The following is a 21854-nucleotide window of genomic DNA, read 5'->3' on the forward strand; positions in this document are numbered from 1 at the left end:
CATCGGCTCTTCCGAACAAGAAACCTGCACAATCAGCCTGCCGCCCTACTGTCGTTCCTGGTTCAGACCATAGCGGCAGTCTGCTTGGCAGATTTCTCGTTCGGTTGCCTGATCGCCAGGGACATGCCGGCCGCCAGGAGGCAGAGTGCGCCGGCGCCGTACCAGGCGAGGTCGTAAGCGCCCAGGTGGTCGCGGGTGAGGCCGGCGCCGACGGCCGCGATCGCGGCGCCGATCTGGTGCGAGCCGAACACCCATCCGAACACCACGGCCCCGTCGGCGCCATAGATGCGCCGGCACAGTGCCACCGTGGGCGGCACGGTCGCCACCCAGTCCAGCCCGTAGAAGATGATGAAGATCAGCATGCTGGGCTCGGTCGTGGCCGCGAACAGGCTGGGCAACACCATCAGCGACAATCCGCGCAGCCCGTAGTAGACGCCGAGCAGCACCTTGGGATCGACCCGGTCGCTGAGCCAGCCGGAGGCGACGGTGCCCACGATGTCGAAGATCCCGATGACCGCCAGCAGGGAGGCCGCGACCGGCTCGGCCATGCCGTGGTCGTGCGCGGCGGGGATGAAGTGGGTGCCGACCAGCCCGTTCGTGCTCATCCCGCAGATCGCGAAACCGCCCGCGAGCAGCCAGAACGGCCGCGTTCTGGCCGCCTGAGCGAGCACGGTGACCGCCCTGAGGGCGGCGTTGGTCTTGCTGGGTTCGGTACGCACCGCGCCGGGTTCGGCCCCCAAGGCCGTCGTGCCCACGTCCTCCGGATGGTCGCGCAGCAGCCACCAGACGAACGGCACCACCGCCAGCGCCGACCCGGCGACGGCGAGCGAGGCGACCCGCCACCCCGGCCCCTGGGCGAGGTGAGCCAGGACCGGCAGGAAGATCAGCTGCCCGGTGGCACCCGCCGCGGTGAGGATGCCGGTCACCAGCCCGCGATGCCTGACGAACCACCGGTCGACCACGGTCGCGGCGAACACCAGCGCCATCGACCCCGTCCCGAGCCCGACGAACACACCCCAGAGCAGCAGCAACTGCCAGCTCGCCGTCATCAAGACGGTCAACCCGCTGCCCACGGCGATCAGCAGCAGGGCGATCGCGACCACGCGCCGCATGCCGAAGCGGTCCATCAGCGCGGCGGCGAACGGCGCGGTCAGCCCGTAGAGGACCAGGTTGATCGACACGGCCAGCGAGATGGTGCCGGTGGACCAGCCGAACTCCTCGCGCAGCGGCGTGATCAGCACGCCCGGGGTGGCGCGGAAGCCGGCGGCGCCCAGGATCGCCACGAAGGCGACGGCCGCCACGAACCAGGCACGGTGCAGCCTGCGACGGGTGGGGGCGGCTGGGGTGGTGCTCAACGTCATGCGCCAATCCTGATTTATCTCCTTACCTGGTTGCGAGTGGCCGGAAAGCCAATATGTGAAAGAATCAGGCCATGCCGCATCGCATCGCCGTCGTGGTGCTCAACCACTTCGCCCCGCTCGACCTCGGCGTGCCCGGCCAGGTGTTCTGGTCGGCCGAGACGCCGGAGGGCGAGAAGTTGTACGAGGTGGTGACCTGCTCCGAGGGCCGCCGGCCGGTCCGCTGCTCGGCCGGTTACAGCGTGCTGCCCGATGACGATCTCGACGTGCTGGACACGGCCGACACGGTCCTGGTGCCCGGCATTCACGCGGGCCGGGCGCTGAAGGACGGCACGATCTCGGACACCCTCCGCGCGGCGCTGCAGGGCCGCCCGCGCACGATGTCGATCTGCACGGGATCGTTCGTGCTGGCGGCGGCCGGCCTGCTGGACGGGCGCCCGGCGACTACGCACTGGCGAGACGCGGCCCGTTTCGCCGCGTTGTTCCCGGAGGTGAAGCTGGACCCCGACGTGTTGTTCGTGGACGACGGCGACGTGCTGACCTCGGCCGGGGTGGCGGCGGGGATGGACCTGTGCCTGCACGTGATCAGGCGCGATCACGGCAGCGAGGTGGCCAACCGGGCCGCCCGCCGCTGCGTCATGCCGCCGTGGCGGGACGGCGGCCAGGCACAGTACGTCGAACGCCCCCTTCCGCCCGAGGCCGACGGCGGCACCGCCGCCACCCGCGCCTGGATGCTGGCCCACCTCGACGCCCCGCTCGACCTGAACGCGCTGGCCGAGCACGCCAGGATGAGCGTGCGCACGTTCACCAGGCGGTTTCGCGAGGAGACCGGCGTGAGCCCGGCCAAGTGGCTGATCGGGCAGCGGGTGCAGCACGCCAGGCGCCTCCTGGAGACGACGGATCTCGGGGTGGAGGAGGTGGCCAGGCGGTCGGGCTTCGGCACGGCGGTCTCGCTGCGCCAGCACCTGCATGCGGCGGTGGGGGTGGCGCCGCTGGCCTACCGGCACACGTTCCGCCGCGTCTGATCCCCTTGCGTCACGACTCTTGCCCGAATCCTCCCCTATGCCCCTACAATCGGCGCCAGTAAGATCGACAAGAAGGGGTCGTCACATGACCGAGGCGGACCGCGTACCTGCCGGGATCAACCCGAACGTGCCGAGCGTCGCCCGCATGTACGACTACTACCTCGGGGGCCGCGACAACTTCGCCGCCGACCGCGAGGCGGCCGAGAAGATGATCGAGATCGGCCGGCAGATGGGCAACGACGCCCGTGAGATCGCCCTGGCCAACCGCGGCTTCCTCGGCCGGGCCGTGCGCATGCTCGCCGAGGCGGGCGTGCGCCAGTTCATCGACATCGGCGCGGGGCTGCCCACCCAGGACAACGTGCACCAGGTGGCGCGGCAGCACGGCCCCGGCTCACGTGTCGTCTACGTGGACAACGATCCGATCGTCCTGGTCCACGCCCGTGCGCTGCTGGCCAGGGATCCGGACGTCCTCGCCCTGGAGGGCGACCTGCGCGACCCGGACGCGATCCTGGACCACCCGCTCGTGGCCGGGCACGTCGACCTGTCCCAGCCGTACGCGGTCCTGCTGGTCGCCGTGCTCCACTTCATCACGGACGATGCCGAGGCCCGCCGGATCGTGGCGCGCATCCGCGAGCGCCTGGGGCCGGGCGGCTATCTGGTGCTGTCGCACCTGTACGCGGGCAACGCCACGGACGACGTCGCCGCGGCCGGCCAGCAGGTCTATTCGAGCACCGCACCGGGCGGCCTGGCGCGGCGCGGCTACGACGAGATCGCCGCCTACTTCGACGGCCTCGACCTGCTCGGACCCGGCGTCGTGCCGGTCGCCGACTGGGCTCAGGACGCCTCCCCTGACGGCTCGTACGACCTCGTCAGGTCCGGCATCCTGGCCGGCGTAGGCCGCGTACGCGGATAAATCATCTTTTGTCGGACGCGAGCGGGACACCTGCCGCTCTCGACCTGAGCAGGACGACCAGCGCCTCGCCCACCAGTCCGACCCCGATCGACAGCGGCATGGACGTGGCCTCCGGGTGCATGCCGGTCGCGACCGCCGGCACGAGGCCGTGCGCGCCGAGACAACATGCCCCTCGCTCGACCGGGTGGACGCCCGGCTGACGGAGCGGGTCGGCCCGCTGCCGGCCGCCCAGGGCGAGGACGAGCGGGCCGAGGGTGTCGAGCCGATGTTGTCGGAGCTCCTGCCGCTGGCCGAACCACTCTCTAGAAGTGCGGCGAGCGTGCTGCTTCCGTGGACCCTCACGGGTCAGGGTGCCCGCACGCGTTAGATTGAGGGCATGTCCCTGACTCTCGATTTCGTCAGCACGATCAGGGCCGATCGTTCCGGATTGATCGACCTCCTGGCCGACGTGGACGCCATGACGGCGTGGGTACGCGAGCATGCGGCCGAACTGGACGTCGATCCCGGCTTCACCGCGACGGAGGAGGCGCGCGAGGAGACCGTGCGGCTACGCCAGGCCGTACGCTCGCTGTTCGCCAGAGCCGTGGCCCCCGAACCGCCGAGCCGGGCGGACGCGGCCGGCCTGCCCGCGTTCGCGGAGTCGCTGGCCCTGGTCAACGCCACCGCCCTGGCCGCGCCCCGGGCCCCGCAACTGTCCTGGAACGGGCAGCCGGCCCTCGTCACCGTTCCCGCTGTGGAGGCCGAGCCGTCCGTACAGCTGCGTGGTGCGCTCGCCACGGCCGCCGTGGAGTTCCTGGCGGGGCCGGATCGCACGCAGGTGCGCACCTGTCAGGCGCCGCGCTGCGTGCTCTATTTCATCAAGGAACATCCACGTCAGGAGTGGTGCTCGACGGCCTGCGGCAACCGCGCGAGAGCGGCCAGGCACTACCGGGAACACAAGAAATGACTCCATCTAACGTTTGCCGACCCGATTTGCCGTTATATTATTCCTAACGGCTAACCGGCCATACGTCCGTTAGATCTGAAGGAGTGCGGAATGTCGTTCCAGACAGGGCACATCGGGCTCAACGTCACCGACCTCGACAAGTCCAAGGAGTTCTACCGGCGAATCTTCGGCTTCACGGTGGCGGGCGAGTCGCGGCAGGACGATCGCCGCTACGCGTTCCTGGCACAGGACGGCACGCTGGTGCTGACCCTCTGGCAGCAGAGCGAGGGACGCTTCGCCGCCGCCCTGCCGGGGCTGCACCACCTGTCGTTCCAGGTCGCCGACCTCGCCGCGGTACGCGAGGCCGAGGCGGTCATCAGGGAGATCGGGGCGACCCTGCACCACGACGGCGTCGTGCCGCACGGCGAGGGCGCCTCGTCGGGCGGCGTGTTCTTCGAGGACCCTGACGGCATCCGCCTGGAGATCTACGCTCCGGATGCCGCCGGCGACCGGCCCGCTCCCACGTCCGGCGCGCCGACCTGCGGGTTCTTCTAAATGCGACACCCAGGCGAGATCGCCGTGCAGCGGCGGGCCGGGGTGCGCGGAGAAGACCGCGGCAGCTCGCGCACCCGTCCCGAGATTCCGGACGTGGCGGCCGCCTTCCTGCGCGAGCAGCACCTGCTCGTCGCGGGCGCCGCCGACGACCGGGGCCGCTTCTGGGCCGGTGTGCTGACCGGCCCGCCCGGCTTCGCCTCGCCCGAGGACGACCGCACGATCGTGGTGCACGCCCTGCCCGGTCCGCCGCTGGATGGGCTGTTCGCCGGGGAACGCGCCATCGGGCTGCTGGCCATCGAACCGCACACGCGGCGCAGGATGCGCGTGAACGGCACTGCCGTACAGGCGAAAGATGCGCTGGTGGTGTGGACGGAGCAGGTCTACTCGAACTGCCCCAAGTACATCCAGACCCGCGAGCCCACCTCCAAGCCCGCCGGCACCCCGGCGAGACTCGGTGGCGGCACCGCACTCCCGGCCCATCACCAGGAGTGGATCGGCACGGCGGACACGTTCTTCATCGCCACCGGCGTCGAAGAGCTCGGCGCGGACGTGTCGCACCGCGGCGGCAATCCGGGGTTCGTCCAGGTCACGGGGCCGGCATCACTGGTGTTCCCGGACTACGTCGGCAACTCGATGTACATGACGCTCGGCAACCTGGAGCTGAATCCGGCCGCCGGGTTGCTGTTCGTGGACTGGGAACGCGGGGAGACGCTGCACCTGACCGGGCGGGCCCGGGTGGACTGGGATCCGGGCGACGTGCCGGGCGCGCAGCGGCTGGTGCGGTTCGAGCTGGACGAGTATGTCCACGTCGCCGGGACCGTTGCGCCGGGCTGGACGGCCCCGGGCTACCACCGTTTCAACCCGCCGGTTCCTGGAGACGCTTCTCGAACCAGTGGTGAGCGTACGGCTCGTCGTTGAAGGGCTCCACCTCGCGATAGCCCGACGCCCGGTACAGGGCGATGGCCTCGGTGAGCGCCCGGTTGGTCTCCAGCCGCACCGTACGCAGGCCGTTCGCGGCCGCCCGGCCCTCGGCCTCGGCGAGCAGCCGGCGGCCCAGCCCGAGGCCGCGCGTGGAGGGGTCCACCCACATGCGCTTGAGCTGGACGTACCCGCTGCCGGGGTGCAGCTTGAGTGCCACGCATCCGACCGGCTCGGCGCGGAGCGTGGCCACCAGCAGCATCCCGGCCGGCGGGCGGAGTTCGTGGTCGTCGGCGGAGATGCTGCGGGCCGGGTCGAAGCCGCCGTCGAACCGGCGGGCCAGCTCGTCGACGTACGCCTGGAAGCAGTGGCGGGCGTGCGGGTGGCGCGGGTCGAGCACGTCGACGGCGACCGTCGAGGCGAGGAGCAGGCGTTCGACCTCCGACATCGCGGCCATGAGGCGCTCGCGCTGCCGGTCGGAGAGCGGCGCCAGGATCGACGTGGCCGCCTCGTCGGACCTGCGGTCCAGCTCCTCCCGCTCGGCGAGGCCCGCAGGGGTGAGCCGGGCCGTGCGCACCCGCCCGTCGGAGCCGCCACCGTCGTCGACGACGACCAGCCCGTCGGCCTCCAGCGAACGCAGCAGCCGGCTCAGGTATCCCGAGTCGAGCTCCAGCCGCGCACGCAGGGCGCGCACCTCGCTGCCTGCGGCGCCGATCTCCCAGAGCACCCGAGCCTGTCCGAGCGGGCGATCCCTGGCGAGGAACCTGTCGTCGAGCGCTCCGATCCGTTGCGTCACGGTCCGCTGGAACCGGCGCACCAGCGCGATCGCTGTGATGTTCATTGTCTGACTTTAGTCAGAGAATCTTTGGTCGGGAAGGGGGTCGTTGAGGTAAATGGCTCGCCTCCGAGCACGGTCCGTGAAACGGTCGAGTCCTGATGATTCGATGGACGGAGTCAGGGCGGGAACGGTCGGCGGTCTGGCGTTCGGCGCTCGGGGTGCCACCGCCCCAGCGTGTCGTGATCGCCGACGACCGCACGAAGGCCGCCACCGCATACCGTCTGGCCTGCGAGGGCACCGCGCTGCTATGGCGGGGCGACTTCCACAACGCCCGTCAGCTGCTCAGCGCCATGGGCCGGCGCTGCGAGGCCGCCGCCCCGGGAGCGGGGTTCCACCGTCACCGCCAGGCCCAGTCCCAGCGTGCCCGCACGCTCGGCATGCTGCTCATTCCCTATGACGCCGACCACGTGGTGCCGCTGCGCAGGGCGCCGGACGTCAAGGAGGCCTGTGCCGAGGTCTACGGACCGACGGCGGCGCCTGGTGTGGGGCCGCTCCGCGAGTTGCTCGGCCTGATCGGCGCCCACGAGTGGCGCAAGAAGGGGGTGTACGTCCCCGCGCTCGGCGCACGCGTCCACCCGCACCACGGCGTCTTCTCCCCCGTCAGGGGCGAATACGTCGACCTGGTCGCAGAGGAGCCGCTGCCGGGCGACCGGCTGGCGTTCGACGTCGGCACGGGCACGGGCGTGCTGGCGGCGGTCCTTGCCAGGCGCGGCATCCGGCATGTCGTGGCCACCGACCTCGACCGGCGGGCGGTGGAGTGCGCCGAGGACAACGTCACGCGGCTGGGCCTGGAAGGCCGCGTGGAGGTCGTGCGGGCCGATCTGTTCCCGCCGGGGCGGGCACCGCTCGTCGTGTGCAATCCGCCGTGGCTGCCCGCCATCCCCATCTCGCCCCTCGACCAGGCCGTTTACGACCCGGACGGGCGGATGCTCGAGGGGTTCCTGAGCGGGCTGGCCGAGCATCTCGAGCCTGGGGGCGAGGGCTGGCTGATCCTGTCCGATCTGGCCGAGCACCTGGGACTGCGCACCCGGGAGCAGTTGCTGGGCGCGTTCACGCGGGCGGGGCTGCGGGTGGCCGGGCGCCGGGATGTCGCCCCGCGGCACAACCGGGCGAAGGACGCGGCGGATCCGCTGCACGCGGCGCGCGCCGCCGAGGTCACGTCCCTGTGGCGGCTGATCCGCTGAACGCCTTCCGGTACGCCGACGGCGATGTGCGCATGGCCTTGGTGAAATGGTGCCGGAACGTCACCGGACTCTCGAAGCCCACCGCCGCCCCGATCTCCTCCACCGGCGCCGCCGTGGACTCCAGCATCGTCAGGCTGGCGGCCACCCGCTGCGAGATCACCCATCGCAAGGGGCTGGTGCCGGTCTGCCGCCTGAAATGCCGGATGAACGAGCGTTGCGACATGTTCGCCACCCTGGCCAGATCCGCCACGGCAAGGGGCCGGGCCAGGTTGTCCAGCGCCCACGACATCGCCCTGGCCACCGCGTCGTCGTCCTCGACCGCCGTGACCGCGGCCTCGATGAACTGCGCCTGCCCGCCTTCCCGGTGCGGCGGCACGACCAGGCGGCGGGCCACGGTGTTGGCCACGCCGGGGCCGTGGTCGGTACGGACGAGGTGGATCAGCAGGTCGAGCCCCGCGGCGCTGCCGGCGCTGGTCAGCACGTCGCCCTCGTCCACGTACAGGACCGACGGGTTGACCCGCACGGCGGGAAAACGTTCCTGGAGCAGGCCGGCGTATCTCCAGTGCGTGGTCACCGTGCGCCCGTCCAGCAGCCCGGCGGCGGCCAGCGCGAACGCTCCCGAGCAGATGGACACCATGCGGGCGCCACGCGAGTGCGCCAGCCGCAATGCCGCGACCAGCTCTCCGGACACAGGCGCGTGCACGTCAGCCCCGGGCACGATCACGGTGTCGGCGCTCGCCAGCACGTCCAGCCCGTGCTCGGCCCGCATGGTGAACCCGCCCACGACCCTGAGCGGCTCCAGCGTCTCGGCGCACACCGTGAGGTCGTACCAGGGCACGTCCAGCTCGGGCCGGGGCAGTCCGAACAGCTCCACGACGCAGCCGAGCTCGAACGGCGCCATCCCGTCGAAGGCCAGCACGGCCACCCGGTGAGGCAGGTAAGGAGCGGGCAGCGGCATGCCCGCATGTTAGCCGGGCCCTCTCCGCGGCATGAGTTATATATGCATATTTCGGGAGTGCAGACGGTTTTGCCCGATCACCGCTACGACCAGGCGGAGATCACCGAGGCCTTCTCCCGGCTGACCGACTGCGACGAGGATCTCCTGCGGCGGTTCCATACCGCGACGGGCGTGACTGGCCGCAATCTGGCTCTCCCACTCGCGGACTACACCAAACTCGACTCCTTCGCCCGCGCCAACGACATGTACGTCGAGATCGCCCTCGACCTGTCCGAGCAGGCGCTGCGCGGCGCTCTCGACAAGGCCGGCGTGCGTCCCGAGAAGGTGGACCACCTGCTGTTCTGCTCCACCACCGGCCTGGCCACGCCCTCGCTCGACGCCCGCCTGGCCCAGCGTGTGGGGCTGCGGCCCGACGTCAAGCGCATGCCCGTGTTCGGCCTCGGCTGCGCGGCAGGCGCGTCCGGGCTGGCGCGCCTGCACGACTACCTGCGCGGCTGGCCGGGACACGCGGCGGCGCTGGTCTGCGTGGAGTTGTGCTCGCTGACGATCCAGCGGGACGACACCTCGATCGCGAACCTCGTGGCCAGCGGCCTGTTCGGGGACGGCGCGGCGGCCGTCGTGGCGACGGGGCGCGGGCCGGGGCCCGAGGTCGTGGCCACCCGCAGCCGCCTCTATCCCGGCACCGAACATCTCATGGGATGGGAGGTGGGCGAGCACGGCTTCCGCATCGTGCTGGACCCGGAGCTGACCGCCTTCGTGGAGCAGGAGCTGGCCGCCGACATCCGGGCCTTTCTCACCGACTACGGCCTGACCCCGGACCAGGTGGCCACCTGGATCTGCCATCCCGGCGGGCCCAAGGTCATCGAGAAGATCGTGGACACGCTGGGCCTGCCGCCCAGGGCCCTCGACATCACCTGGCGCTCGCTGCGTGAGCACGGCAACCTGTCGTCGGTCTCGGTGCTCCACGTGCTGCAGGAGACCCGCGGGCGGCCGGACGCGCCCGCCGTGCTCCTCGCCCTGGGACCGGGCTTCTCCGCCGAGTTGCTGCTGCTGCACTGGTGAGCGCGTACCTGATCCTGATCGGGCTGGTCGTGCTCGAACGCCTGGCGGAGCTGGCCGTGGCCCGCCGCAACCTGGCCTGGGCCAGGTTGAAGGGCGGCGTCGAGTACGGCAGGCGGCACTACCCCTGGATCGTCACCGCCCACGTCGCGCTCCTGGGGGCGGCGCCCGCCGAGGTGTGGCTGCTCGGCCGCCCCTTCCTCCCGGCGCTCGGCTGGCCCATGCTCGCGATCGTGCTCCTGGCCCAGGCGCTGCGCTGGTGGTGCATCACCACGCTGGGCCGGCAGTGGAACACGCGCGTCGTCGTGGTGCCGGGCCTGCCGCTGGTCACCGGAGGGCCGTACCGGTGGATGCGGCACCCCAACTACGTGGCCGTCGTCGCGGAGGGCCTGGCGCTGCCGCTCGTGCACACGGCCTGGCTCACCGCGCTGGTCTTCACCGCGGTCAACGCCGTGTTGCTCGCGATTCGCATCACAGTGGAGGATGCCGCGCTGGCATCCTGTAACCCATGAGAGAAGAGTTGCTGCCGATGCTGCGCGGCGCCGCAGACCGGACGATCGAGCTGGTGCAGAGCGTCCCGGAGGAGCAGTTCGGACTGCCCACGCCCTGCGCCGACTACGACGTCAAAGAGCTGATCAACCACCTGGAGTGGGTCGCGTCGCTGTTCGAGTCGCTCGCGGGCGGCGGCGGGTTCCTGCCGCCGAAGGACTACACCGGCGACTTCGCCGAGCGGGTCGAGCACATGCTGGCCGCCTGGGAGAAGCCGGAGTCGTGGGAGGGCGTGAGCGAGGGCATGGGCCTGCCGAAGACCGTGCTCGCCCACATGGCGCTGACCGACCTGGTCGGCCATGGCTGGGACCTCGCCAGAGCCACCGGCCGGGACTACGAGGTGGCGGAGGAGACGGCGGCCAGGCTGCTGGCCTTCGCCAAGGACATGGCGCCGATGGGCCGGCAGAAGGGCGCGTTCGGGGACGAGGTCGCGGTGCCGGACGACGCGTCCACGCTGGAGAGGTTTCTGGGAGTCATCGGGCGGGATCCGGCTTGGAAACCCTGAGGTGATCCAGGGCCCGCGGGTGTCGCCTCAGCTTCACCATCCGTCACAACTGATCACGTATCGATCGCGGTTTGTGCTCGCTTGAGTCACCGGCCCGCCTGCTGGAGATCCAGTTCCGTCGTACGGGGCGGAGGTGGTTCAGATGAGAATTCGCCCTTTAGCGGTCGGGGTCGGGCTCGCCGCGCTCCTCGCCGTCGCCGCCTGCGGCGGCTCGGGAAACGTGACGAGCAGCCAGAACGCTCCCGCCGGCGACAGGAAGCCGGCCGCGTCACCGTACCGGCCGGCTCCCTCGAGCTCGCCCATCCAGGAGAACGAGGAGCAGGACACCACCACTGCCCAGATCTCCACGTTCGCGCTCGACGTGGACACCGCCTCGTACGGCTACGCCCGCCGTACCCTGCAGGCGGGCCGCTGGCCCGCGCCCGGCGAGATCCGCCCTGAGGAGTGGGTCAACGCGTTCAGGCAGGACTACGCGCAGCCGGCGGACGACGGCTTCGCCGTGCACGTGGACGGCGCGAAGCTGCCCGGCAGCGACGAGGCCGTCCTGCGCGTGGGCCTGCAGACACGCGCGTCCGACGCGGCGGCACGGCGGCCCGCCAACCTCACGTTCGTGGTCGACGTGTCCGGCTCGATGGCCGAGCCCGGACGCCTCGACCTGGTCAAGTCGGCGCTGCGCACGCTGCTCGACCAGCTCGCGCCCGGCGACCAGGTGTCGATCGTGGCGTTCGACGACGAGGCCGAGGTGCTGGCGTCGATGACGCCGCTGACCGCCAGGGACGAGCTGAAGAGCGCGGTGGACCGCCTGGTCACCGACGGCGGCACGAACCTGGAGGCCGGCCTGGTCACCGGCTACGAGGAGGCGTCCAAGGCGTTCCGCCCCGCCGCCACGAACCGGGTCATCCTGCTCTCCGACGGCCTGGCCAACCAGGGCAGCACCGAGTGGCAGGAGATCCTCGACCGGGTCAAGGAGCACGCGGGCAAGCAGGTCGCGCTGCTCACGGTCGGCGTCGGCCGAGAGTACGGCGACGAGCTGATGGAGCAGCTGGCCGACAACGGCGACGGCATGGCCGTCTACGTCAGCAGCCAGGAAGAGGCCGACAAGATCTTCACCACCCAGCTGCCCGCCACCATCGAACTGCGGGCCCGCGACGCCAAGGCGCAGGTGGTGTTCAATCCGTCGGTCGTCGAGAGCTACCGGCTCATCGGGTACGAGAACCGCGCCCTGGCCACCGAGGAGTTTCGTGACGACAGCAAGGACGGCGGCGAGATCGGCCCCGGCCACTCGGTCACGGCCCTCTACTCGGTCCGCCTCAAGCCCGGCGCTTCCGGGCAACTCGCCCAGGCCACCGTGCGCTGGCAGGACCCCGACACCCGCGCCGCCTCCGAGGCCGGCAAGTCGCTCCAGGACGGGGACCTGGCCGAGGACGTGTGGGCCAAGGCGACGCCGGTCCGCCTCCAGGTGGACGTGGTCGTGGCGGCGTTCGCCGTCTATCTGCGGGACAAGAAGGCGTTCGGCATGGACCTGGCCCAGCTCGGCGAGCACGCTGCGCGGCTGGCCGCGACCTCCGAGGACCCGATGGTGTCGGAGCTGGCCACCCTCATCGAGAAGGCCGGCTCGGTCGGTTAGACGGCCGCCCCGGCCCGGCCGCTCGTCCGGCTGGGCCGCGGGCCCTTCTCCCCAGGAGATGGTCCAGAGCGTGCTTTAGGAGTCGTGGAGTCCGATAAACTCGTACGTGGCAAGGGGCTATAGCGCAGTTGGTAGCGCGCCTCCATGGCATGGAGGAGGTCTGGGGTTCGAATCCCCATAGCTCCACCTGAGGTCCGTATTCGAACATGCGGAAGAGATCGCCGAAGGGCGGTCGGTAGGCGACATCGCTGATCCGACCGCCCTTGATCTTTATCTGGGTGAAGATCGCTTTGTTGAGTTGGGTTCGGGTGCGTGTGGCGCCGATCCGGTAGGCGTCGCCGATGCGGGTGGCGAGTTGGCGGCCAGGGTGAGGATCTGCTGCCATTCGGTGGCGCTGGCGTCCAGGGTGTCGAGCCGCCTTGCTGGGCCACCAGACGCTGACAGAGCTCGGCGGGAGTCGAATAGGCACAACGAAGGTATACCAGGAAAAAGCGCCTCTGACCTGCGGTGAAGCAGATGATCGAAGGCACTTTCTCGTCTAAAACGGCGGTGAGGCAGCACCACGATCTTCGGGCCCACCGAGCCTTGTCGGGTAGGCGTCGGACCGCGCCTGTCCCTGAATCACGTGTACTAGACTTGGTACATGTCAAAGATGCAGCGCACCAACGTCTACGCCGACCCCGAGGACCTGGCCCAAATCAAGGAGAACGCCCAGAAGCTTGGCGTTTCCGAGGCTGAGCTGATCCGGCGCGGCATCAAGCTGGCCGCCATGTCCACCAGAGTCTGGGACGAGCCGCTCGACTTCCCCGAGTTCGACAGCGACGGTAGCCCCCTCACCTCCGAGGCCGTTCACCAGGCCGTCGTCGGCGGGGCCACGAGGTGAACGGGAGGTGATCGTCGTTGCCGACACGTCCGGGTTGATCGCTTCAGTGGATCGCAAGCTGGATTCCTCCGAGCGGGAGGCCTGCCGTCACGTCCTGTCCGAGGCCAGTACGGTCGTCGTGTCCCCTCTGGTGCTGGCCGAGGTGGACCATGTTGCCTCCCAGCGGTTCGGCCTGAAGGAGCGCGACGTCCTGGTCGGGTTCATCGTCGCCCAGGTGCGTCGTATGCGCTTCCAAATGCCCGAGCTGGACGCCGACAAGCTGGAGGCCGCCCTGGCCATCCGGTCCCGGTACGGCCAGCTTCAGCTCGACCTGGCCGACTGCGTGAATGCGGTGCTCGCAGCCGACTACCGCACCGATGCCATCCTCACCCTCGACCAGCGGGACTTCCGCGCCATCAAGCCCTTGACCGGCTCCCCGGCCTTCCGGATTCTCCCCTTCGATCGGTAGCTGGGATGTCCGGCGAACTCAAGCTGCTACGGCCGAGATGGAGATCATGCGTCCGCGAGGGCGTTCCTCAGGGCAGCAAGCTGCTCATGGAGTTCGGTGGGGTTCGAAAGGCCACAACGAAAGTCCATCCATGGCCGTTCTCGAGACGGTGGGCTGAAGTTGTCGTTTCAGGGGCGTGAGCCCCGCGGTGGGCGTTCAGGCCTGCGGGGGTGGCTGTGGTGGAGGGCCGCTGCTTCCGGAGAACTTACTACTGTGTCCACGTCTCAGGCGCATGCTGGTCTCTGGGGATCAGAGTGATGGCTGCAGCTGCGCCAGCAACGGATCACTGCCTGACTGCCAGGCGAAGAGCCCTTCCGTGTCCGGCCAGACGAGTTGGAGGATCGGGAATCGCGGCGTGCGCTGGTAGAAGCTGAACAGCGATCCGTACTCTCCGAACAAGGGCTCGTACCAGCTGGGGTGCATGCTCTTGAGCAGGACTCGTACGCCTTCAAGGATTTCGGACCGTTCCTGCTCCGTAGCGATCGGATATCCGGCCTGGATGTCGTCGGCCAAGAAGTTGAGACAAGACTGCCGCAGGTCGGTGTCCAATCCGAAGATGGCGACCTCCGGCAGGCCGAAGGTGTGCCAGAGCCCGACGGTGTAGGCCCAGCCCGGCCCGATGTCGTCATCGGCGATGTCGCTGACGCCCCAACCGTGTTCGCCGATGTATCCCATCATGGCTTCCTGGAACCGGTTCAGGGGATCGTTGACGGGCTCGCAGATGATGCACCTGCAGTGCTGCTGTGTCACCTGCATGATTGTGCCGGATAGCAAGACGACAGTAATGAACGGCATGGCGGTGGAGCGGCAAGGTGATCATTTAAACCCACCTGGTGGTGGCTGGGCGGCTTGTTCACGTTTGCGTGGGCTTCGCGACGACGGCGAGACGCTCCCGCTCGTCCTTGACGATCCGCTCGGCCAGGGCCTCGTCCGAGACGTCGATCGCGTCGGGCGTGGACTCGGCGAGGTGGCTGCGCCTGGCGTAGGCGTCGAACAGCTCCGCCTTCGCATGGAGGATCCGCAGCAGCCGTTCGTCCACGCTGCCGGGCGTGAGCAGCCGATGCACCTGGACCCGGCGCACCTGGCCGATGCGGTGGGCACGGGCCACCGCCTGGTCTCCACCGTCGGCTTGACCTGCGGCTCACAGATGATCACGATCGAGGCCGCCTGCAGGTTGAGCCCCACCCCGCCGGTCTGGATCTGCGCGAGCAGCACCGCGTGACCCCGCGCCGCCGTGAAAGCGTCGACCACCGCCTGGCGGCGTTCGGGCCGAGGTCGCCACGGAGCGGCCCATGGATCGGCGAGTCGATGGCCGCGCCGACGGTGGCGAGCAGTCGCGGAAATAGGAGAACAACGAGCATCCCCACCTGCGGCACGAGGTCCAGCCGGTGCAGCCCGTCGAGGAAGTCAATGGATCAGAGCCGGTAGTCGAAGGTGTAGGAGTGGCCGCCGTCCGGGCCGATGACGATGCCCATGTCGCCCCGCAGGCCGCGCAACTCCCCCGTCGCCGAGTCCGGCACCACGGAGATGCGCAGCGACTGCTCGCCCTTGTCGCTCACCGCGTTGTGCTGGACGACGAAGCTGCCGGATAGGCCGTGCAGCGTGCCCTCGATACGTTCGAGGGCCACGTACGAACGTGAATCCTCCACGGGGGTGCTCGCCACCAGCAAGGTGACGACGCTGGTGCCGGTCAGGTCCCCGTGGAAGGTCTTGGACATGGTCACGAGTCCGAGCGTGACGCCGTCGCGATCCTCGTAAGGCGGCTTGGCGTTCCAGTCGGCGGTGTCAAAGGTTCCTTTGGCGGTCATGGCGTTCATCGTGCCGGGCGTACCTGCCAGATCCCGTCAGGTACCGGCGAGACGTTCCACCACCGGCGCGAAGGCGTCCAGGCATTGGGCGTTCACCGAGACGTACGAGACGCCGAGCCGGTCCCTGCGCCACCGCAGGATGTCCGCCATCTCGTCGGGTGTGCCCCGGAGCACGCCAGTGGCGGTGGCATCGAGAGAGCCGAGCCAGGCGGGCGGCTCGGCGCCGGCAGCGGCCAGGTTCATACCGAGCTCGAGATCGTGGAAGCGGTCGCCGGCCAGCTCGTACAGCTCGTCCAGCTTCGCCGCCACCTGCGCCTCCGTGGCATGCGGCGGCACGCCCAGCGCGACCGTGTCGGCCTTGGCGGCGGCCAGCCTGAGCAGCCGGGTGCCGGACGCCGCGACCAGGATCGGCACGTCCTTGACGGCGTCGATGGTCTGCGCGAGCCGCTCGAGCCGCTCGCTCGGCGTGCCGAACCTGACGCCGAGCTCTGTGGCGTCCCGTTCGGCGTCCGGCCGGCCGGCGCCCAGGCCCAGCTCGAACCGGCCGCCGGTGAGCGTCTGCAGGGTGGTGGTCTCCCACGCCACGGCACGCGGGGTGCGGTTGGCGACGCTCAGCACGTACGTGCCGACGCGCAGCGTCGTCGTGACCGCGGCGGCCGCGGCGCAGGCGGCGAAGGGCGAGAGGGTGCCGAGCGTGTCAGGCACCAGCAGCGTGGTGTAGCCGAGGTCCTCTGCCCGGCGGGCCAGGCGGGTCCACGCGCCGGCGTCGGGGGCGTGTCCGGCGACCGCGCCGAACCTGAACAGGTGATCGGTCATGCCCCCACGATCGCCGACCGCCGCCCCGATGACATCGTCCCGGGGGCCGGTGACCGGCTACATCCGGCGGCGCAGCCCCGGAGCGCCGGCTACTCCCCCAGAAGTATCCGCGTGAAGTCGTTGGCGAACTTGCCCGCCGGGTCCAGCCGCCGCGCCAGCGAGCGGAACCGGTCAGGGCAGGAGGGCCACCGGGTGAACAGCTTGCCCCAGTGCGGCCGGGGATCGAACGGCGCCAGCGTCTCCTCCACCAGCTCCAGCACCGGCCGCACACCTGCCGGGTCCTTGACCCAGGTGAAGTGGATGCCCACGCTGTCGCGCCCGCGGAAGGGGCTGAGCCACAGGTCGTCTGCGGCGATCGTGCGGACCTCGGAGATCTGCAGCACCGGCCGGATCCGGTCGCCGATCGTGTAGAGCTCACGCAGCGCCTTGACCGCGTGCTCCCTCGGCACGATCAGCTCCGACTGCAGCTCGTCGCCCGCGCCGCTCGGCTCGAAGTCGGGGCGGAAGTGCGGCAGCCGCTCGTGCCACGGTCCCGGCACGCCGAGCTGAAGGGTGCAGCTGTCGGCAGGCATGGTCGGCAGGGGGTGGCGTGGGGCGTCCGCGGGGCGGGTGCCGTACCAGCCGGGGCTGGTCAGCTCCTCGGTGCGCTTCAGCCAGACGCGCGTGTCACGCCAGTCGGTGAAGAGGCTGACGCTGTAGCCGCTCGACATGATCTCGTCGAAGTCGGCGAGCGCGTCCACGGTCAGGCCCTCGCGGACGTATTGGCGCACCTCGAAGGCGGGGATGAGGTCGAGCGTCAGCGACGTCACGACGCCGAGCGCGCCCAGCGCCACCACCGCGCCGGGAAAGTCGGCGTCGCCGCGCGACAGGGTCAGCAGCGAGCCGTCGGCGGTGACGAGGTCGAGTGACGCCACGGCGGCGGCCAGACCTTGGACCGTGTCGCCGGAGCCGTGCGTGCCGGTCGCGACCGAGCCGGCCACGGAGATGTGCGGCAGCGAGGCCATGTTCGCCAGGGCGAAGCCGGCCTCGTGCACGATCGGCGCGAGCCGCGCGTACGTCGTGCGCGCCGGCACCCGTACCTGGGCCGCCGCACTGTCGATCTCCACCGCGTCCGGCATCCGGTCGAGGATCACCAGGTCGCCGGTGGTGTCGGCGACGTCGTTGAAGGAGTGGCCGCTCCCCAGCGCCCGCACCTGGGGACTGGCCGCGACGAGCCGCTGGAGCTCGTCGAGTGAGGTCGGGTGGTGAACGTCTCGTGCCCGAAATGCGGTGTTTCCCGCCCAGTTGGTCAGCGTCACGGCCTTACCTTCCCACAGCGAGCACCTTGTCAGCCCGGCCGGGTGCCGCTAGTTTCATGAGCCGCTGACGGAGGTGTGCCGTGCTCTATCTGTCCCAGGCCCTCGGCCTGGTCACGCTCGTGCTCTGGCTGTACTGCCTCTTCGACGTGATCACCACGCCGGACGCGCTCTGCCGCAATCTGCCCAAGATCGCGTGGGTCGTGATCGTGTTGTTGTTCCCGCTGGTCGGCTCGATCATCTGGCTCGTGGCGGGCAGGCCGCAGCGGGCCGAGACGCCGACGCGGCCCAGCGCGTTCCCCGAGTACGACCGCCCGGGCCGGTTCGCCGCGACCAACCCGGACGACGACGAGGAGTTCCTGCGCCGCTGCCGCGAACGTGCCGAGGAGCAGCGCAAGAACGCCCCGAAGAAACCCGCCGAAGAGGACTAGAGGCCCTGGGCCAGGCGGTAGTACGCCTGGTTCCAGCGCAGCTCCTTGGTGAACCGCTCGGTCGTGGTGTCGGCGTCGATGACCAGCAGCTCAACGCCGAGCATGTCGGCGAGGTCGGTCAGCTCCTCGCGGCCGACGGCCGTGGAGAGCACCGTGTGGTGCGGGGCGCCGGCGGTGAGCCACGACTCCGTCGACGTCCGCAGGTTGGGGCGGGGGCTCCACACCGCGCGGGCCACCGGCAGCTTGGGCAGCGGCTGAGGCGGCGCCACGATGTCGATCTCGTTGGCCACCAGGCGGAACCTGTCACCCATGTCGGCCAGGCCCACGACGATGCCGGGGCCGGGCTCGGCGTCGAACACCAGGCGGACCGGGTCTTCCCTGCCGCCGATCCCCAGCGGGTGGATCTCGCACGACGGCGTGCCGGCCGCGATGGACGGGCAGACCTCCAGCATGTGCGCGCCGAGGATGAGCTCCTGGCCGGGCGTGAGGTCGTAGGTGTAGTCCTCCATGAAGGACGTGCCACCGGGGGTCATGGCCTTGAGGGTGCGCAGCAGGACCGAGGTCTTCCAGTCGCCCTCGCCGCCGAAGCCATATCCGTCGGCCATGAGCCGCTGCACGGCCAGGCCGGGGAGCTGGCGCAGGCCGCCGAGGTCCTCGAAGTTCGTGGTGAACGCCTTGTAGCCGCCGGCCTCGAGGAAGCCGCGCAGGCCCAGCTCGATCCGGGCCGCGTACCGCAGCGACTCGTTGCGCTCGCCGAGCAGCTCGGGAGCGACGGTGTACTGCTCGGCGTACTCCTTGACCAGAGACGTCACGTCGGCGTCGGAGACCGCGTCCACCGCCTCGACCAGGTCGTTGACGCCGTAGGTGTTGACCGAGACGCCGAAGCGCAGCTGGGCCTCCACCTTGTCGCCCTCGGTGACGGCCACGTCGCGCATGTTGTCGCCGAAGCGTACGAGCTTGAGTGTGCGGACCTCGGCCAGGCCCTTCGCGGCGCGTACCCAGGTCATGATGCGCTCGCCCACCGCCGGGTCGCTGACGTGCCCGGCCACGGTCTTGCGCGGCACCCCTACGCGGGTCTGGATGTGGCCGAACTCGCGGTCGCCGTGGGCGGCCTGGTTCAGGTTCATGAAGTCCATGTCGATGGTGCTCCACGGGAGCTCGACATTGGCCTGGGTGTGCAGGTGCAGCAGCGGCTTACGCAGCGCGTCGAGGCCGGCGATCCACATCTTGGCCGGGGAGAACGTGTGCATCCACGCGATCACGCCGGCGCACGAGTCGTCCGCGTTGGCTTCGAGCATGATCCGCCGGATCGCGGCGGCGTCGGTGAGCACGGGCTTCCACTCGACGGGGACGGGCAGTTGCTCGGCGATATGCTGCGACTGCTCGGCCACCTGGCGCAGCGTGTCCTCGCCGTACAGTCCCTGGCTGCCGGTCAGAAACCAGATCTTCAACGCGGGCTCCTCTGTCCGTAGACGTTCTGATAGCGGTCGTAGAGGCGGTCGATGTCGTCCTGCGCGATGGGCAGCGGGGTGCCGAGCTGGCGGGCCACGTGCACGGTACGCGCCACGTCCTCGCACATCACGGCCGCCTTCACCGCGGCCTTCGGGTCCTTGCCGATGCTGAACACACCGTGGTTCTGCATGAGCACGGCCTTCGAGCGGTGGCCCTTGAGCGTCTCGACGATGCCCTGGCCGATGGAGTCGTCGCCGATCAGCGCGAACGGGCCGATCGGGATCTCACCGCCGAACTCGTCGGCCATCGCGGTCAGCACGCAGGGGATGGGCTCGCCGAGGGCGGCCCAGGCGGAGGCGTACGTCGAGTGGGTGTGCACGACGCCGCCGACGTCCGGCATGTTCCGGTAGACGTAGGCGTGCGCGGCCGTGTCGCTGGACGGCGCGTGCTCGCCCTCCACCAGGTTGCCGTCGAGGTCGCACACCACCATGTTCTCCGGGGTCAGCTCGTCATAGGAGACCCCGGACGGCTTGATGACGAACAGGTCCTCGCCCGGGATCCTGCCGGAAACGTTTCCAGCAGTCCAGACGACCAAGTTGTACCGGACCAGCTCGGCATGCAGGTCCGCGACGATCTTTCTCATGTTCACGCGTGGGCCTCGTTCCTGATCGCGCGCAGCGTGTGCAGCATCTGTCCGTCTGCGAAGAAGTCGTGGAGCCTGCGGTACTCGGCGTACAGCCGGTCGTAGGCGTCCGCACGGGCCTCGTCGGGCACGTACGCGGCCTCGGTGCGCTTGCCCATGGCCGCGGCGGCCTCCTCGATGCCCGGGTAGGCGCCGGCGGCGACGGCAGCGTGGATGGCGGAGCCGAGCGCGGGCCCCTGGTCGGAGCCGATGACCGACAGCGGGCGGCGCAGCACGTCGGCATAGACCTGCATGAGGAAGGGGTTCTTGAGCAGGCCGCCGGCGACGATGAACTCCTCGACCGGCACGCCCGACTTCTCGAAGGTCTCCACGATCATGCGGGCGCCGTACGCGGTGGACTCGATGAGCGCGCGGTAGACGTCCTCCGGCTTGGTGGCCAAGGTCTGACCGATGATCACACCGGAGAGGTTGTGGTCCACGAGCACCGAGCGGTTGCCGCCGAACCAGTCCAGCGCCACCAGCCCGTGCTGGCCCACCGCCTGCTTCTCGGCCAGCGCCGTGAGCTGTTCGTGCCCGTCGTGCCCGAAGTTGTCCACGAACCAGGCGAAGATGTCGCCGACCGCCGACTGACCGGCCTCGTACCCCCACAGGCCCGGCACGATGCCGTCGCGGACGACGCCGCACATGCCGGGCACCTCGGCGTGCTGGTCGCTGGGCATGACGTGGCAGGTCGAGGTGCCCATGATGGCCACCATCTGGCCGGGGCGCACGGCGTCGGCGGCGGCGTTGGTGACGTGGGCGTCCACGTTGCCGACGGCCACGGCGATGCCCTCGGGCAGGCCCGTCCACGTGGCCGCCTGGCCGGTCAGACGGCCGGCGAGGCCGCCGAGCGGGGCCACCGTGACGCCGTTGACGTCGTCACCGACACTGCCGGTGGCGAGCTTGCCGACGAAGCCGGCGAAGCCGGGGTTGAGCTCGGCGAGGAACTCCTCCGACGGGTACGCGCCGTCCTGGAAGATGCCCTTGTAGCCGACCGTGCAGATGTTGCGGCTCTCGACGCCGGTGAGCTGCCAGATGATCCAGTCGGCCGCCTCGATCCAGCGCTCGGTCCTGGCGTAGACGTCCGGAGCCTCCTCCAGCAGCTGCAGGCCCTTGGCGAACTCCCACTCGGAGGAGATCTTGCCGCCGTAGCGCGGCAGCCAGCTCTCGCCGCGGCGCGCGGCCAGCTCGTTGATCCGGTCGGCGTGCGGCTGCGCGGCGTGGTGCTTCCACAACTTCGGCCAGGCGTGCGGCAGCTCAGGCGTCTCGAAGCACAAGGGCGTGCCGTCGGCCGTGGTCGGGAGCACGGTGCAGGCGGTGAAGTCGGTGCCGATGCCGATGACCTGCTCGGGCTCGACGCCGGCGGCGGCGATGGCCGCGGGCACGGCGATCTTGAGCACGTCGATCCAGTCCTGCGGCGACTGCAGCGCCCAGTCAGGGCCCAGCTTCACGTCGGAGCCTGGGAGGGTCTGCTCGATGACGCGGTGGGTGTACTCGTGGACGGCGCTGCCCAGCTCGGCGCCGTCACTCACGCGGACGACGACGGCACGCCCGGACAGCGTGCCGAAGTCGACTCCGACCACGTA

General features: G+C 70.1%; 26 protein-coding genes and 1 tRNA gene. 15 read left to right on the forward strand and 12 right to left on the reverse strand.

Going from position 1 to position 21854, the window contains the following annotated elements; translation table 11 throughout:
• Positions 1 to 62: 62 nt before the first annotated feature.
• Entirely contained in the window at positions 63 to 1361 is a 1299-nt protein-coding gene (locus tag EDD27_RS30210) for an MFS transporter (protein ID WP_127935393.1), read from the reverse strand.
• 71 nt (positions 1362 to 1432) lie between these two features.
• On the opposite strand from EDD27_RS30210, the gene EDD27_RS30215 reads away from it, so the two are divergent.
• Together EDD27_RS30215 and EDD27_RS30220 are read left to right on the forward strand one after the other, a co-directional pair.
• Positions 1433 to 2383: a GlxA family transcriptional regulator gene (locus EDD27_RS30215; protein ID WP_127935394.1), complete on the forward strand. Its 951-nt coding sequence runs from the start codon at positions 1433 to 1435 to the stop codon at positions 2381 to 2383.
• A gap of 85 nt (positions 2384 to 2468) precedes the next feature.
• Positions 2469 to 3296, forward strand: coding sequence for an SAM-dependent methyltransferase (locus EDD27_RS30220; RefSeq protein WP_127935395.1), 828 nt, complete (start codon positions 2469 to 2471; stop codon positions 3294 to 3296).
• 1 nt (position 3297) lies between these two features.
• Here EDD27_RS30220 and EDD27_RS54640 read toward each other — a convergent pair whose 3' ends face one another.
• On the reverse strand, positions 3298 to 3438 hold the full coding sequence (locus tag EDD27_RS54640; protein WP_164903849.1) for a hypothetical protein: 141 nt from the start codon (positions 3436 to 3438) through the stop codon (positions 3298 to 3300).
• 6 nt (positions 3439 to 3444) lie between these two features.
• On the opposite strand from EDD27_RS54640, the gene EDD27_RS30225 reads away from it, so the two are divergent.
• The 4 genes from EDD27_RS30225 to EDD27_RS30240 all read left to right on the forward strand — a co-directional run bounded on the left by EDD27_RS30225 (position 3445) and on the right by EDD27_RS30240 (position 5694).
• Positions 3445 to 3663, forward strand: a complete 219-nt coding sequence (locus EDD27_RS30225) for a hypothetical protein (RefSeq protein ID WP_127935396.1) — start codon at positions 3445 to 3447, stop codon at positions 3661 to 3663.
• Between the two features lie 9 nt (positions 3664 to 3672).
• Positions 3673 to 4242 carry a CGNR zinc finger domain-containing protein gene (locus EDD27_RS30230; protein ID WP_127935397.1) on the forward strand — a complete coding sequence of 190 codons (570 nt, stop codon included), beginning with the start codon at positions 3673 to 3675 and terminating at the stop codon, positions 4240 to 4242.
• A gap of 90 nt (positions 4243 to 4332) precedes the next feature.
• A complete protein-coding gene (locus tag EDD27_RS30235; RefSeq protein ID WP_127935398.1) occupies positions 4333 to 4776 on the forward strand; it encodes a VOC family protein in 444 nt (147 codons plus the stop codon).
• Positions 4777 to 5694, forward strand: a complete 918-nt coding sequence (locus tag EDD27_RS30240) for a pyridoxamine 5'-phosphate oxidase family protein (RefSeq protein ID WP_127935399.1) — start codon at positions 4777 to 4779, stop codon at positions 5692 to 5694. It begins immediately after the preceding gene.
• On the opposite strand, the gene EDD27_RS30245 is transcribed toward EDD27_RS30240, so the two are convergent.
• On the reverse strand, positions 5633 to 6535 hold the full coding sequence (locus EDD27_RS30245) for a bifunctional helix-turn-helix transcriptional regulator/GNAT family N-acetyltransferase (protein WP_127935400.1): 903 nt from the start codon (positions 6533 to 6535) through the stop codon (positions 5633 to 5635). The two genes, EDD27_RS30240 and EDD27_RS30245, sit on opposite strands and share 62 nt — an antisense overlap.
• Before the next feature lie 95 nt (positions 6536 to 6630).
• Between EDD27_RS30245 and EDD27_RS30250 the strand changes: the two genes are divergently transcribed.
• On the forward strand, positions 6631 to 7716 hold the full coding sequence (locus EDD27_RS30250) for a methyltransferase (RefSeq protein WP_127935401.1): 1086 nt from the start codon (positions 6631 to 6633) through the stop codon (positions 7714 to 7716).
• Here the strand turns inward: EDD27_RS30250 and EDD27_RS30255 are convergent.
• Entirely contained in the window at positions 7688 to 8674 is a 987-nt protein-coding gene (locus EDD27_RS30255) for a helix-turn-helix domain-containing protein (protein WP_127935402.1), read from the reverse strand. The genes EDD27_RS30250 and EDD27_RS30255 overlap by 29 nt on opposite strands.
• A 57-nt stretch (positions 8675 to 8731) precedes the next feature.
• On the opposite strand from EDD27_RS30255, the gene EDD27_RS30260 reads away from it, so the two are divergent.
• From EDD27_RS30260 to EDD27_RS30290, 7 genes are all read left to right on the forward strand, one after another.
• Positions 8732 to 9736 carry a type III polyketide synthase gene (locus EDD27_RS30260; protein ID WP_241564333.1) on the forward strand — a complete coding sequence of 335 codons (1005 nt, stop codon included), beginning with the start codon at positions 8732 to 8734 and terminating at the stop codon, positions 9734 to 9736.
• Positions 9733 to 10245 (forward strand): isoprenylcysteine carboxyl methyltransferase family protein, encoded by a 513-nt coding sequence (locus EDD27_RS30265; protein WP_127935404.1) that lies wholly within the window; start codon positions 9733 to 9735, stop codon positions 10243 to 10245. Before EDD27_RS30260 ends, EDD27_RS30265 begins: the two co-directional genes overlap by 4 nt.
• A complete protein-coding gene (locus tag EDD27_RS30270) occupies positions 10242 to 10787 on the forward strand; it encodes a TIGR03086 family metal-binding protein (protein ID WP_127935405.1) in 546 nt (181 codons plus the stop codon). Before EDD27_RS30265 ends, EDD27_RS30270 begins: the two co-directional genes overlap by 4 nt.
• A 142-nt stretch (positions 10788 to 10929) precedes the next feature.
• Positions 10930 to 12414: a vWA domain-containing protein gene (locus tag EDD27_RS30275; RefSeq protein WP_127935406.1), complete on the forward strand. Its 1485-nt coding sequence runs from the start codon at positions 10930 to 10932 to the stop codon at positions 12412 to 12414.
• Positions 12415 to 12527: 113 nt separating this feature from the next.
• A tRNA-Ala gene (locus tag EDD27_RS30280) sits at positions 12528 to 12600 on the forward strand.
• Positions 12601 to 13057: 457 nt separating this feature from the next.
• Entirely contained in the window at positions 13058 to 13297 is a 240-nt protein-coding gene (locus EDD27_RS30285) for a ribbon-helix-helix protein, CopG family (RefSeq protein ID WP_241564334.1), read from the forward strand.
• A 7-nt stretch (positions 13298 to 13304) separates the two neighbouring features.
• Positions 13305 to 13745, forward strand: coding sequence for a type II toxin-antitoxin system VapC family toxin (locus tag EDD27_RS30290; protein ID WP_127935407.1), 441 nt, complete (start codon positions 13305 to 13307; stop codon positions 13743 to 13745).
• 288 nt (positions 13746 to 14033) lie between these two features.
• Here EDD27_RS30290 and EDD27_RS30295 read toward each other — a convergent pair whose 3' ends face one another.
• The 5 genes from EDD27_RS30295 to EDD27_RS30315 all read right to left on the reverse strand — a co-directional run bounded on the left by EDD27_RS30295 (position 14034) and on the right by EDD27_RS30315 (position 17706).
• Positions 14034 to 14579 carry a DUF4262 domain-containing protein gene (locus EDD27_RS30295; RefSeq protein WP_127935408.1) on the reverse strand — a complete coding sequence of 182 codons (546 nt, stop codon included), beginning with the start codon at positions 14577 to 14579 and terminating at the stop codon, positions 14034 to 14036.
• A gap of 58 nt (positions 14580 to 14637) precedes the next feature.
• On the reverse strand, positions 14638 to 14892 hold the full coding sequence (locus EDD27_RS55855; protein WP_206641723.1) for a hypothetical protein: 255 nt from the start codon (positions 14890 to 14892) through the stop codon (positions 14638 to 14640).
• 307 nt (positions 14893 to 15199) lie between these two features.
• Positions 15200 to 15592, reverse strand: a complete 393-nt coding sequence (locus tag EDD27_RS30305; RefSeq protein WP_241564335.1) for a DUF3224 domain-containing protein — start codon at positions 15590 to 15592, stop codon at positions 15200 to 15202.
• A gap of 36 nt (positions 15593 to 15628) precedes the next feature.
• Complete coding sequence (locus EDD27_RS30310; protein ID WP_127935410.1) at positions 15629 to 16408, reverse strand: LLM class flavin-dependent oxidoreductase; 780 nt, start codon at positions 16406 to 16408, stop codon at positions 15629 to 15631.
• An 89-nt stretch (positions 16409 to 16497) separates the two neighbouring features.
• Entirely contained in the window at positions 16498 to 17706 is a 1209-nt protein-coding gene (locus tag EDD27_RS30315; RefSeq protein ID WP_127935411.1) for an FAD-binding protein, read from the reverse strand.
• 80 nt (positions 17707 to 17786) lie between these two features.
• Between EDD27_RS30315 and EDD27_RS30320 the strand changes: the two genes are divergently transcribed.
• On the forward strand, positions 17787 to 18134 hold the full coding sequence (locus EDD27_RS30320) for a PLD nuclease N-terminal domain-containing protein (RefSeq protein WP_127935412.1): 348 nt from the start codon (positions 17787 to 17789) through the stop codon (positions 18132 to 18134).
• Here EDD27_RS30320 and araA read toward each other — a convergent pair.
• Genes araA through araB form a run of 3 tightly spaced genes read right to left on the reverse strand, consistent with a single transcriptional unit; the run spans position 18131 to position 21851 of the window.
• A complete protein-coding gene (araA, locus tag EDD27_RS30325; RefSeq protein ID WP_127935413.1) occupies positions 18131 to 19585 on the reverse strand; it encodes an L-arabinose isomerase in 1455 nt (484 codons plus the stop codon). The two genes, EDD27_RS30320 and araA, sit on opposite strands and share 4 nt — an antisense overlap.
• Entirely contained in the window at positions 19582 to 20229 is a 648-nt protein-coding gene (locus EDD27_RS30330; RefSeq protein ID WP_127941061.1) for an L-ribulose-5-phosphate 4-epimerase, read from the reverse strand. Before EDD27_RS30330 ends, araA begins: the two co-directional genes overlap by 4 nt.
• Before the next feature lie 2 nt (positions 20230 to 20231).
• Entirely contained in the window at positions 20232 to 21851 is a 1620-nt protein-coding gene (araB, locus tag EDD27_RS30335; RefSeq protein ID WP_127941062.1) for a ribulokinase, read from the reverse strand.
• Positions 21852 to 21854: the final 3 nt, after the last annotated feature.

The organism is Nonomuraea polychroma (assembly GCF_004011505.1).
Classification (GTDB): domain Bacteria; phylum Actinomycetota; class Actinomycetes; order Streptosporangiales; family Streptosporangiaceae; genus Nonomuraea; species Nonomuraea polychroma.